The organism is Kitasatospora sp. LaBMicrA B282 (assembly GCF_050325825.1).
Classification (GTDB): domain Bacteria; phylum Actinomycetota; class Actinomycetes; order Streptomycetales; family Streptomycetaceae; genus Kitasatospora.
Map to the genome: position 1 here is coordinate 30,003 of NZ_JBNQTI010000064.1, position 11,667 is coordinate 41,669.

Sequence of the window (11,667 nt, forward strand, 5' to 3'; positions counted from 1 at the left end):
ACCGACCATGACCCCGTACCACGGACACCTCGTCGTCGTCGGCTTCAACGGCAGCCGGCGCAGCGACCGCGCGCTCGCCTACGCGGCCGGCCACGCCGCCCGCACCGGCGCCGACCTGCTCCTGGTGCTGGCCGGTGAGGACCCGGCCCCCTGGCCGACCCACGCCGTCCCGCGCGAACGCCGGATCCGCCGGCTGCACGCCCAGGCCGAATCGCTGCTGCTCGGACTGGAGGTGCACTGGCAACTGCTGGTCAGCGCAGCCGGCCCCCGCTCGGCGCTCCGCCAGTCGGCCCGCCGCTACCAGGCCGACCTCATCGTGGTCGGCGCCTCCGCCCCGCACTGGCACCGCCTGCTCACCGATCGCGTCGGCGCCGCCCTGGCCCGCAGCGCGCCCTCACCGATCCTGGTGGTGCCGTGATGCCGGCCCCCGCCCGCACCCCCGACGCCATCGCCCTGCGCGACGGCGAGTTCACCCTCACCTACCGCGACCTCGCCGCCGCCCGCGACCGCATCGCCACCGAACTCGACCACGCCCGGATCCCCCGCGGCACCCTGGTCGGCCTCCACCTCGAACCCGGCTGGCTCACCGTCACCAGCATCCTCGCGTTACGCAAACACGGCTGCCCCTACCTCCCCCTCCACCCCGGCCGCCCGCTCCACCACCACCGCCCCCTCCTCCACCGCACCGGCATCCGCCACCTCCTCACCACCACCGACGACCACCTCACCGTCCACCACCTGCCCTGACGCGAGGCGGGAGCACCCGCCCCAGCCCTGACTCCGCCACCCGCTCCACCCCTAGCCAGCCTCCCGCGCCGCGCCGTGGAACACCTGCCGCGCATGCCACTCCCGGTGCCGCCGCGCCACCGGGAGCACGCCCGGCTGCGGTCCGATCACCGGCCGACCGGTGAGCGCCAGCACGTGCCGGCGACTGGCCTCGCTGCGTCCGACGAACCGCTGCGAGACCAGGATCCGGTGACCGTCCCCGACCCCCAACACGCCCTTGTCGAACAGCTTGTGGTGCAGCGAGCAGAGGCACAGCCCGTTGTCGACCTCGTCCGGCCCGTCGTGCGACCACCACCGCACGTGCGCGGCCTCCAACCCCACCGCGCTCGCGCCGAGCATCCCGTCATAACCGCAGAACGCGCACTGGAACTCGTAGGCCGTCAGTATCAGTTCACGCATCCGCCGGTCCCGCTGCCGCCGCACCGCGGCCTCGGCGCCACTCACGGCCCCGGTCTCGGCCGACTCCAGGTCCAGCCCGACCGCCTCGCACAGCTCCACGTGCAGCGACGGCGGGAAGTGCGCGTCCAGCAGCACCCGCACCAGCCGCCCCAGCAGCGACGGCTCCCGGACCAGCGAGGCCCGCAGGTCCGACGCCAGCCGCCCGGTGGCCCCGCTCGACCGCAGCACCCCGACCCCACTGCCCGGGCTCCCCTCGCCCAGGTCGGTCCTGACCTCCCACACACCGTCGTTGACCAGGTGGTGGAACGGATAGGCCGGCGTCGTCGGATGCGCCGGCCCGTACTCGGCCAGCAGCCGCTTGAGTTCCTCCTCCACCACGCTGTACCGCAACTCCCCACCGGCATCGCGCTGATAGCTACCGAGCGCGTACAGCAACAACAACGGCTTGTGCGGCGCCCGCGCCCCGTTCCCCGCCCACCGCCGCAACTTCGCCACCCGCTCCAGCCAGTCCATGGCGGCCAGCGTATTTCGCGGATGATGGACACCATGACGGCAGACCTCGAAGTCACCACCGCGACCTACGGCACCGACGCCCAGGCGATCGACATCTACCAGCCCGCACCGACCGCCGGCCCGGCACCCGTGGTCCTGCTCTGGCACGGCGTCGGCCCCGACGAGCGGGACGTCCTGGCCCCGCTGGCCCGGGCGGCGGCCGGGCTCGGCCTGCTCGTCTGCGTTCCCGACTGGCGCCCCGACGCCGAGGACGGCGGCCGGGCCCACCTCCTCGACTCCCTCCGCTACGTCCGCGACCACGCCGCCTCGCACGGCGGCGATCCCGACCGCACCGTCCTGGCCGGCTGGTCGGCCGGCGCCTCGCCCGCGATCAGCATCGCCCTGGCCCCGGACGCCGTCGACGGCTGGCGCCCGACCGCCGCGGTCGGCATCGCGGGCCGCTACGACCGCCCGTCGCGGATCACCGGCACCAGCCCGCTCACCGAGCTGTCCCGCACGACCGCCGTCCCGCCCCGCCCCATCCGGCTGGTCCACGGCACCACGGACACCCAGGTGAGCGCCCACCACTCCACCGAACTCCGCGACGCCCTGCATTCCCACGGCTGGCCGGCCCACCTGGAGACGCCCGCCTCCGACCACGCGGGCGTGATCATGACCGAGTACGACCCCCACCTCAACCGCTGCCGCCCCACCCGCATCCCCCACGCCCACCAGGCCGGCCGCACCACCGCCACCACCCTCGCCACCGCGGCGTCCGCCACGACCAGCCCCTGACCCGCGCCGGCACCGCCGCGCAGCCCGCCACCGCGCGACGACCCCTCCCCTCAGCGCACACCAAAAGACCACCCCACCTCCGTGGACGTCCGAGCCTCCTGGATACTGCTTCGTGCGTCGGCAAGCGATCGGAGATCCTCCGATCGTCGGGGGAACTCCGACGCACGCATCCTCTGGGGGGCCAGAACTTGCCGGCACGTCGTCACCTCGACGTCGCCGCCTTCATCACCAGCTCCACCGTCTTCGGAACGGCACTGCCGGAGCTCGGTCGCGCACGCCGATGCGACCGGCCGGCCCGCCGAGCGGCCCTGACCGCTGTTCACTCCAGCTCCGCTGACCAGCCCTCTGCCGGTCACTCTCCCGGGAACCAACCTTGCCCAGACGCCGCAACATCGGCCTCGCTGCCGCGATCGTCAGCTCCACCATCCTCGGAACGGCACTGCCGGCGTTCGTCGCCCACGCCGACTCCGCCACCCTGTACGTCAACAACGCCGCGCCCCACTGCTCGGACAGCGGCGGGGGCACCCAGGCGCAGCCGTTCTGTACCGTTCAGGCGGCCGCCGACGTCGCCCAGCCCGGGCAGACCGTGCTGCTCGCCCCGTCGACGAGCTATCCGGAGCAGGTGACCGTCACCCACTCCGGTACACCGGGGCACCCGATCACCTTCAAGGGCGCCGCGACCGCCGCGCAGGCATCGGCGTGGGTGGGCGGCAACGCCGGGGTCGCCAATGCGCCGGCGCTCCCGCACGCGTTCGTGCTCTCCGGCGTCCACGACGTCACCATCAGCGGGCTGTTCTTCGAGACGCCGCAGGAAGCCGTCCTGGTCTCGGACTCCTCCAGGATCGTCCTGGACTCCAACATGCTCGAGGACGCGGGCAAGGCTGCCGCGGGCACCAGCGGCTCGCCGAGCATCCGGCTCACCGGGAAGACCTCGGACGCGCGGATCAGCCGCAACCGCTTCGTCAGCGTCGGCTCGGTCGGCGTCTCCGTGGACGCCGGGGTCACCGGAGCGGTCGTCACGACGAACGAGGTCCGCGCCGGCCAGCAGTCCGGCGGGGTGGTCGTCACCGATGCCCCCGGCACGGTGGTGACCAGCAACACGATCGCCGTGGACTGTCAGAGCGGCATCACGCTCGCCGGTGCCTCGGCCGGTTCCACGATCGAGAACAACGTCGTCGTCACGAACGACAAGACGACCTGTCAGGGCCAGCCCGACCTGGTGGTATCGGGCGGATCGACCACCGGCACCAAGGTGGACTACAACGTGGTCCGCGTGCTGACGGGCGTCACGCCCTACGCCTGGGGCAGTGGCAGCTTCGGCTCGCCGAGCCAGTTCGCGGCGGCCACCGGTCAGGGCGGCCACGACGTCGCCGAGAACGACCCCGTCGAACCGACCACGGAGACGGCCGGCACCGACTCGGCCGATGCGACCGCGCCTGGTGAGCTCGACACCGACATCGACGGCAACCCGCGCGTCGACGACCCGCTGGCCCCCAACACCGGTACGGGCCCGGGCTACGTGGACCGCGGCGCGATCGAGCTGCAGAACCCGCTGGCCATCACCGAGCTGGAGGCGCAGGCGGACAGCACCCAGCCGCTCGCCGCAGTTGTCAGGTGGTCGGTCCGGGCGCCGTGGTCCCAGGCCACCGGAACCCGACTGACCGGGACCCTGGACTTCGGGGACGGCAGCCCCAAGCTCGACCCCGCGTCCCACCCCGACTCCTGGGTGGAGCACACCTACCCGGCTCCCGGTACCTACACCGTCACGTTCACCGTCATCGACCCCACTGGCGTCACCCGGACGCAGACCACCACGGCGACCATCCCGGATGCCTCACCGATCATCCCCTCGTGGGGTTGGGAGGAGGACGACAGCAACGCTCCCACGGTGAAGTTCACCGACGCGAGCACGAGCCCCTGGCCGGTCGCCAAGTACAGCTTCGACTTCGGCGACGGCCAGAGCGCCTCGTTCGACGGCCCCGGCCGGCCTGCGCCGTTCACCCACGCCTACGCCACCACTGGCCAGTACACCGTCACCGAGACGGTGACCGACGACCACGGCCGCTCGGCGGCCTCCTCACGCACCCTGACGGTCAGCGTCCAGGCGACCCCCGAGCGCGTGATCGAGGCGGTCGAGGGCGGCGTGCTGCACGAGATCTACAACGACCCGGCGGGCGTCCTCCACGACGGCGTGGTGACCTCCGGCGCGGGCACCGTCGGCCCGATCGGCTTCGCCACGGGACCGGCGGGCCAGCGGGTCATCGAGGCGGTCGAGGGCGGCGTGCTGCACGAGATCTACTCGGCCGCGGACGGCTGGCACGACAACCCGATCGACGGCGCCGGGCCGAACATCAGCGCGCTCGCCTTCTCGTACAGCCCGACGGGCGCCCGCGTCATCGAGGCGATCGAGAACGGCAGGCTGCACGAGATCTACTCGGCCGCGGACGGCTGGCACGACAACCCGGTCGACGGCGTGGCACCGAACGTCTACGCGATGTCGTTCTCCTACAACCTGTCGGGCGCCCGCGTCATCGAGGCCAACGAGGGCGGCGTGCTGCACGAGATCTACTCGGCCGCGGACGGCTGGCACGACAACCCGATCGACGGCGTCGGCGGCAACATCAGCACGCTGAGCTTCAGCTACAACCAGGAACACCAGCGAGTGATCGAGGCCGTCGAGAGCGGTCAGCTGCACGAGATCTACAGCGACTCGACCGGCTGGCACGACGGGGTCGTACCGGCTGCCGCCCTCGGCATCAACAACCTCTCGGTCAAGGTCAGCGCCACCGACGACCGGATCATCGAGGCCGTGGAGAACGGCACCATCCACGAGGTCCACACCGACCAGAGCTCCTGGACCGACTCGGCGCTGCCGATCGCAGCCACCGACGTCTCGTACATCGCCCTGCAACTGAGGTACTGACCCGACCGCCCGGTCCGCCGCTCCACCGGCGGACCGGGCGTCACCTGGTGCCCCGCACCGGACACTCGACACAGGGGGGAAGTCGTCATGCGCCGTCACACCCGCCCACCGGGCTCGGCCACCGCCCTGGCGGCCCTGCTGACCGCCTTCGCACTGGTCACACCCGTCCTGGCCGCACCACCAGCCCGAGCCGACGACACCGTCCACCTCGCCGGCGGCAGCGTCGCGCTCGTCGTGGACGCCGCGCACCAGCACCTCTACCTCATCGACAGGGACGGCCTGCTCGTCGACGACCTCGACGGGAACACCATCACCACGGTGCCGCTGGACAGCCCGACGAGCATGGCACTCTCCGACGACGGCGCCACGGTGTACGTCGCCGACGGCCCCACCGGCAGCTCCGAGGTCCTGGGACTCAGCACCTCCACGCTGCAGGAGACCGCTCGGTACGCGCTGGGGGACCTGTACGTCCAGAAGCTTGCCGAAACCGGTGGCAAGGTCATCGTCTCGGGCTCCGCACCCGACCGGGGGAAGAATCTCTTGGGATACATCGATCCCACCGAGCCGGACCCCGCCGTCAAGTTCCTGCCTGTCGGCGACCCCGCGTACGGCTATGTGAGAGGCCTGCGTGCAAGCCACGGCATGCTGGTCCGCGGGAGCGTCATGTTCGGCCCGGAGGGCATGCTGACGACCCTGTACCAACTCAGCCTCTACGACATGTCCGGCAGCACCCCCGGACTGGTCGCCCACCGCGAAGGGACCGTTGGCAACGCGGCCTCCTTGACCTTGACCCCGGACGGCCAGGACATCGTGGGAGCGAGCCTGGCCGAGTTCCGGATCAGCGACCTGTCACCCGTCGGGCAGTACTCCGACGCGGCACCTGGCGGCGAGATCGCCCTTTCCGCGGACGGAGCGATCGCCATCACCTCGGACTCCCTCACCGGGTCCAAGGTCGCCGTCTACGCCCCTGGCGCCACCACGCCGGCGCAGACGTACTCCTACGTGACCGCGCGCCTTGTGACCTGGGGTGCCGACCACAGCAGGCTGTACGTCGTCGTCGACGAAGGAACGGACGGTGCCGACCTGCACATCCTGGACAACCCCCTGACTCCTCCCACGGACACCCCGAGCGTCTCCCCGACCGACACCGTACCCTCGCCCCAACCCCCGGCCACCACTCCCGCGACCACACCCGCCGCCCCCGCGACCCCATCAGCCCCCGGCACCCCGTCCACGAGCCCCAGCAACGGAAGCGACACCGGCATCCTCGTCGGCACCGCCACCACCCTCATCGCCGCCGGCGCCGCCGCCGTACTGCGCACCCGGCGCCGCCGAGCAGCCCGCCACTGACCGGCCCGCGGGATAACCACCAGAAACGAATGACAAAGGCCATGGTCAGAGAAGTGACCAGGGCCTTCAGCGTGCGAGCCGCCTATGGGATTCGAACCCATGACCTACGCATTACGAGTGCGTTGCTCTGGCCAACTGAGCTAAGGCGGCACCGTTGCCGTGGAGATCACCCGAGGGGGATCGGTAACGGCAACGCGGGTCAGTCTACACAGGTCTGGGGGGTGATCCCTACCCGATTGGGTGGGGGTGGGTCAGGCGGAGGAGACGGCGAGCTTGGCGGCGAAGCCGGCGAAGAGGAGGGCGACCGCGCTGGTGAGGGTGGCGGAGAGGCGACGGCGGCGGCGGAAGGCGGTGGCGAGGCGGGTGCCGGCGAAGATCAGGGTGGAGAGGTAGAGGAAGGAGAAGGCCTGCAGGATGCCGCCGAGCAGGGCGAAGGACAGCGCCGGGGTGCCGTAGTGCGGGTCGACGAACTGGGTGAAGAAGGAGAGCAGGAAGAGGATCGCCTTGGGGTTGAAGAGGCTGATCACCAGCGCCCGGCGGAACGGCCGCTCCGCGGCGTCTGCCGGCTCGGTGGTCGCCGCGTCGGCGGCGGCCCGTCGTTCGCGCCAGAGGGCCCGGGCGGCGCGCAGCATGCCGAAGCCGATCCAGAGCAGGTAGGCGGCGCCGCCGAACTTCACCACGACGAAGACCGCCGGGTTGGCGCGGAGCAGGGAGGCCGCGCCGAGCGAGGTGAGGCTGATCAGGGTGAAGTCGCCGAGGAAGACGCCCGCCGCGGCGCGGTAGCCGGTGCGGATGCCGCGGCGGGCGGCCACCGAGAGGACGTAGAGGGAGTTCGGGCCGGGCAACAGGACGATGAGCAGCGCCCCGAGGGTGTAGGCGGCGAGGTTGGTGACTCCCAGCACGACGGGCTCCCTGGCAACGGTCTCGGGGATGGATGCGAGCGGGTTATCGTACCGGGCGCTGGTCCGAGGCCAGCCACTCGTCCGCGAGGATCGACCAGACCTCCTTGTCGTGCCGGACCCCGTTGTGCAGGTAGTAGGAGCGCAGCACCCCGTCCAGGCGCATGCCGACCCGCTGTGCCACGGCGCGACTGCGCGCGTTGGCGGTGCTGCTGAACCACTCGGCCCGCTGCATGCCGCGCTCCACCACGACGTGCTCGAGCAACTGCCGGACGCCGGCCGAGATCAGGCCCAGCCCCTCCCCGGCTGGCTCGGCCCAGACGCCGATCTCGCAGTGGAGGTGCCTGGCGTCGAGGTTGAAGAACATCACACCGCCGACCAGGGTGCCGTCCAACCAGATGCCGAGGATCCGGCCGGTGCCGGCGGCGGCCATGTCCGCGTAGCGCTGCAGGGTGGCCCGGGCGGAGTCGGGGTCGGTGGAGAGCGAGGCGAAGGAGATGAACCGGTCCAGGTTGGCGCGGGCCCGGTCCATGTGGGCGAGGAACTCCTCGGCGTGCCAGGGCTCCAGCGGGCGCAGCTCGGCGGGGAGGGCGTCGGAGAGGGGTATGGCGAACATGCGGCGGGACCTCCGAGTACATAACAAACGTTTGGTAGGTACCATAGCGCCCATGACACCCGCCCGTGGAGATCACGACGCCCGCCGCCGCGATGTGTCCGAGGCCGTCTGGCGCGTCCTGGCGGCCCGCGGCTTCGGCGGGTTGACGCTGCGCGCGGTCGCCGCCGAGTTGGGCGCCTCGACCGGGCTGCTCACCCACTACTTCCCGAACAAGCAGGCCCTGCTGCGCACCGCGCTGGAGGTGCTCGACCAGCGCAACGAGGAACGCCCGCGCCGCACGCCGCCCGCCGAGGGGCTGGCCGCGCTGCGCACCGCACTGGTCGACATCCTGCCGCTGACCGCGGAGGCCGCCGACGCGAACCGCATCTGGGTCAGCTCCTGGGACGTCGCGCTCGCCGACCCGGAGCTCGCCGCGGAGCACGCCGCCCGCTACCGCCGCTCGCGCAGCCGGCTCGCTGCGCACGTCGGCGCCGCGCAGGCGCGCGGCGAGCTGCCGGTGGGGGCGGCGGCCGCGGACCTGGCCGCCGCCGCCCAGTCGTTCACCCTGGGGCTGATCACCCAGGCGCTGCTGGCGCCGGAGGAGTTCCCGCCGGAGCGTCAGGTCCGGCTGCTCGACGACTGGCTGGCGATGCTGGCGGCACCCGCCGCACCCGCCGCACCCGCCGCACCCGCCGCACCAGGAGCACCGGCAGCGCCTGCGGCAACGCCCGCGCCGGCCCTCACTTCGAGCAGCGCAGCCCGGCAGCCGGCGGCTGCCCCTCCAGCAGGTAGTGGTTGATCGCCGAGTCCACGCAGTCGCTGCCGCGGCCGTAGGCGGTGTGCCCGTCCCCGTCGTAGGTGATCAGCCGGCCGGACGCCAGCTGCCCGGCCAGCGCCTGGGCCCAGGCGTAGGGCGTGGCCGGGTCCCGGGTGGTGCCGACCACCACGATCGGCCCGGCCCCGGCGGCCTTGACGGTGTGCGGCGTGCCGGTCGCCTTGACCGGCCAGTAGGCGCAGGACAGCGCCATCCAGGCCATGTCCCGCCCGAAGTGCGGCGAGGCCTGCTGGAACTGCGGCACGGCGCGCTCGACGTCGGCCGGTGAGCCGAAGGCCGGCGGCAGGTCGAGGCAGTTGACGGCCATGTTGGCGAACATCAGGTTGGGGTAGCTGCCGTCCGCCGAGCGTTCGTAGTACGAGTCGGAGAGGGCGAGCAGCGCCCCGCCGTCACCGCTCTTGGCGGCGGCCAGCGCGGAGCGCAGGTCGGGCCAGAGGAAGTCGGCGTACATCGACTCGATCACCCCGGTCACGGCCTGCGCCTCGGTCAGCTTGCGGCCGCCGTCGGTGGACATCGGCTGCTTCTCCAACTGCGCGAGCAGCGAGTCGAGCTGCTGGCCGGCCTGCTGGGCGGTCGATCCGATCGGGCAGTCGGAGCGGCTGTCGCAGTCCTGGACGAACGAGTTCCACGCGGTCTCGAAGCCGGCCGCCTGGGTGCGGTTGCCGGTCACCGAGTTCAACGAGGGGTCCATCGCACCGTCCAGCACCACCCGGCCGACCCGGGACGGGAAGAGGCCCGCGTAGGTGGCGCCGAGCAGGGTGCCGTAGGACTTGCCGACGTAGTTCAGCTGCTGGTCGCCGAGCAGCGCCCGCAGCACGTCCATGTCGCGGGCCGCCTCGACCGTGCTGACGTGGCCGAGCAGTGCGCCCGCGTGCTGCTCGCAGCCGTTGGCGAACTCCTGGTCGGCGGCGACCAGCTTGTCGATACCGGCCTGGTCGGTGGGCGTGGTGTCGACGGCGGTGTACGCGTCCATCCGGTCGCCGCTCAGGCAGGTGATCGGACTGCTCCGGCCGACGCCGCGCGGGTCCAGGCCGACCAGGTCGTACGAGGCGCGGACCGCGGGCTGGTAGCTCGGGGCCACCGACTCGACGTACTCGATCGCCGAGCCGCCCGGACCGCCCGGGTTGAGCAGCAGCGAGCCCAGGTGCGGCGCCCCGCCCGCGCCGTCGGCCGGCCGGCGGGCGGCGGACAGGGTGAGGTCGCCGTTGCCCGGGTGGTCGTAGTCGAGCGGCACCTTGAAGGAGGCGCACTGGAAACCCTGGTCGCACGGCTGCCAGCTGAGCTGCTGTCCGTAGTACGGCGCGAGGGCCGCGGGAACGGCGGCGGGCAGGGGCTGCAGCGGGGTCACCGCGTTGGGGTCGGGCGAGCCGGCCGCGGCGGGAGTGGCGGTGAGGTCCGACGATGACGCGCTGCGTCCGGCGGCGGCCGGGTGCGAGCCACCACCGGCGCAGCCCGCGAGCAGCAGACCGGCGGCGGCCAGCGCGAGGGCCCGGCGAAGTGGTGCGGCGGGCTGGACGGCGCGCATGCGGCGTTCTCCCCTCGGAAACGGGATCGGCGATCGGCGGAACGGGCTGGGGTCTCAGGGCGGCGGTGGGACGGGCGGCGGGCGGCGGGCAGTGCTGCCGAGCGTATCCGGCGACCGGCGGCCCGCCGCCCCGCGAACCCCGCTCAGCCCGCCGGATGGCCGAGCGTCTCCACCAGGTACTGCGCGGCCAGCCGGACCAACCGCAGCCGGGCCCGGTCGGGCGTGTAGTCCTGCACCACGTCGGAGAGCTTCAGCTCCGCCCGGGCCGCCTGGCCCTTGCCCGCGTGCAGCGCGTCGGAGACCTTGCGGGCCGCGGCCACTCCCTCGGTGTCGGTCTTCGCGGCGGCCAGCAGCAGCCGCGGGGCCGGGCCGGCCGGCGCGTCACCGGCGGCCTGGGCGAGGGCCGCCGCGTCGTACCGGCCGGAGACGGCGGCGGCCGCGCCGTACAGGTCGGGACGGGTCAGGCCGGCCGCGGCGGCGCAGGGTGCGGCGCCGTCCACCCCGAGGGCGGCCCAGCCCTGCGGACCGGGCGGCAGGGTACGGAAGGCGGCCGCCACCGCGGTGCGCAGGGCGGCGTCGTCGACGAGCGACTGCGGGGCGGCGGCGACCAGGTCGCAGGGGTGCGCGGTACCGATCGGGGCGGCCGGTTCGACCACGATGAAGGGCTGGGTCCGACCCAGCTTGATCGCCGAGACCAGGCCGTCGAACACGTCCGGCTGCTCGGCGTCGGCGGTCTTCCCGGGCATGGCGGCGTGCAGGACCAGGACCGGCAGCCGGGCTGACGGGTCGTCGGCGTAGTGCGGCGGTGTCCAGACCCGCACCGTGCGCGGCCGGCCGTCGGCACCGGGCACGGCGGCCTGCAGCAACTCGCCCTCGGCGGGCCGGCCCACGGTCTCGAAGCGGACCGGCGCCAAGCCGGCGGGGCCGGCGGGAGAAACAGCGGACGGGACAGCGGAAGCACCCGCGGCGGGCGGCGCCGCCCGGCCCGACGGCGCCGGTGACGCCGGCTGCACCGCTTGCCCTGCCTGCCCCGCCTGCCCCGCCTGCCCCGGCGGCCCCGGCGGCACC

The 11,667-nt window shown here is 73.1% G+C and carries 10 protein-coding genes, 1 tRNA gene and 1 pseudogene; 6 read left to right on the forward strand and 6 right to left on the reverse strand.

Translation table 11 applies throughout. The annotated features are described in order from the left end of the window. The first annotated feature begins 7 nt into the window (after positions 1 to 7). Complete coding sequence (locus ACQRUO_RS19430) at positions 8 to 418, forward strand: universal stress protein (protein WP_428317236.1); 411 nt, start codon at positions 8 to 10, stop codon at positions 416 to 418. Then, entirely contained in the window at positions 418 to 747 is a 330-nt protein-coding gene (locus tag ACQRUO_RS19435) for an AMP-binding protein (RefSeq protein ID WP_428317237.1), read from the forward strand. The genes ACQRUO_RS19430 and ACQRUO_RS19435 overlap by 1 nt, the downstream gene beginning before the upstream one ends. A 51-nt stretch (positions 748 to 798) precedes the next feature. On the opposite strand, the gene ACQRUO_RS19440 is transcribed toward ACQRUO_RS19435, so the two are convergent. Then, positions 799 to 1,698, reverse strand: a complete 900-nt coding sequence (locus ACQRUO_RS19440; protein WP_428317238.1) for a phosphorothioated DNA-binding restriction endonuclease — start codon at positions 1,696 to 1,698, stop codon at positions 799 to 801. Positions 1,699 to 1,731: 33 nt separating this feature from the next. Between ACQRUO_RS19440 and ACQRUO_RS19445 the strand changes: the two genes are divergently transcribed. From ACQRUO_RS19445 to ACQRUO_RS19455, 3 genes are all read left to right on the forward strand, one after another. Next, positions 1,732 to 2,472, forward strand: coding sequence for an alpha/beta hydrolase (locus tag ACQRUO_RS19445; RefSeq protein ID WP_428317239.1), 741 nt, complete (start codon positions 1,732 to 1,734; stop codon positions 2,470 to 2,472). 373 nt (positions 2,473 to 2,845) lie between these two features. Then, positions 2,846 to 5,395 carry a PKD domain-containing protein gene (locus ACQRUO_RS19450; RefSeq protein ID WP_428317240.1) on the forward strand — a complete coding sequence of 850 codons (2,550 nt, stop codon included), beginning with the start codon at positions 2,846 to 2,848 and terminating at the stop codon, positions 5,393 to 5,395. An 87-nt stretch (positions 5,396 to 5,482) separates the two neighbouring features. Beyond that, entirely contained in the window at positions 5,483 to 6,745 is a 1,263-nt protein-coding gene (locus ACQRUO_RS19455) for a hypothetical protein (protein ID WP_428317241.1), read from the forward strand. A gap of 76 nt (positions 6,746 to 6,821) precedes the next feature. On the opposite strand, the gene ACQRUO_RS19460 is transcribed toward ACQRUO_RS19455, so the two are convergent. The 3 genes from ACQRUO_RS19460 to ACQRUO_RS19470 all read right to left on the reverse strand — a co-directional run bounded on the left by ACQRUO_RS19460 (position 6,822) and on the right by ACQRUO_RS19470 (position 8,260). After that, positions 6,822 to 6,895, reverse strand: a tRNA-Thr gene (locus ACQRUO_RS19460). Between the two features lie 101 nt (positions 6,896 to 6,996). Then, positions 6,997 to 7,647 (reverse strand): leucine efflux protein LeuE, encoded by a 651-nt coding sequence (leuE, locus tag ACQRUO_RS19465; protein ID WP_428317242.1) that lies wholly within the window; start codon positions 7,645 to 7,647, stop codon positions 6,997 to 6,999. 43 nt (positions 7,648 to 7,690) lie between these two features. Beyond that, positions 7,691 to 8,260, reverse strand: coding sequence for a GNAT family N-acetyltransferase (locus tag ACQRUO_RS19470; protein ID WP_428317243.1), 570 nt, complete (start codon positions 8,258 to 8,260; stop codon positions 7,691 to 7,693). 52 nt (positions 8,261 to 8,312) lie between these two features. Between ACQRUO_RS19470 and ACQRUO_RS19475 the strand changes: the two are divergent. After that, positions 8,313 to 8,900, forward strand: a pseudogene (locus ACQRUO_RS19475) (TetR/AcrR family transcriptional regulator); the annotation flags it as partial. A 79-nt stretch (positions 8,901 to 8,979) separates the two neighbouring features. Here the strand turns inward: ACQRUO_RS19475 and ACQRUO_RS19480 are convergent. Both ACQRUO_RS19480 and ACQRUO_RS19485 read right to left on the reverse strand, forming a co-directional pair. Then, positions 8,980 to 10,599, reverse strand: a complete 1,620-nt coding sequence (locus tag ACQRUO_RS19480; RefSeq protein ID WP_428317244.1) for an alpha/beta hydrolase — start codon at positions 10,597 to 10,599, stop codon at positions 8,980 to 8,982. Positions 10,600 to 10,742: 143 nt separating this feature from the next. Then, positions 10,743 to 11,513, reverse strand: coding sequence for a hypothetical protein (locus ACQRUO_RS19485; RefSeq protein WP_428317245.1), 771 nt, complete (start codon positions 11,511 to 11,513; stop codon positions 10,743 to 10,745). Between the last annotated feature and the right edge of the window lie 154 nt (positions 11,514 to 11,667).

Bases quoted from the DNA above. Each gene is read 5' to 3' on its own strand.
- ACQRUO_RS19480 (WP_428317244.1), bottom strand. From the start codon at position 10,599: ATGCGCGCCGTCCAGCCCGCCGCACCACTTCGCCGGGCCCTCGCGCTG.
- ACQRUO_RS19440 (WP_428317238.1), bottom strand. From the start codon at position 1,698: ATGGACTGGCTGGAGCGGGTGGCGAAGTTGCGGCGGTGGGCGGGGAAC.
- ACQRUO_RS19470 (WP_428317243.1), bottom strand. From the start codon at position 8,260: ATGTTCGCCATACCCCTCTCCGACGCCCTCCCCGCCGAGCTGCGCCCG.
- ACQRUO_RS19445 (WP_428317239.1), top strand. From the start codon at position 1,732: ATGACGGCAGACCTCGAAGTCACCACCGCGACCTACGGCACCGACGCC.
- ACQRUO_RS19435 (WP_428317237.1), top strand. From the start codon at position 418: ATGCCGGCCCCCGCCCGCACCCCCGACGCCATCGCCCTGCGCGACGGC.
- ACQRUO_RS19430 (WP_428317236.1), top strand. From the start codon at position 8: ATGACCCCGTACCACGGACACCTCGTCGTCGTCGGCTTCAACGGCAGC.
- ACQRUO_RS19455 (WP_428317241.1), top strand. From the start codon at position 5,483: ATGCGCCGTCACACCCGCCCACCGGGCTCGGCCACCGCCCTGGCGGCC.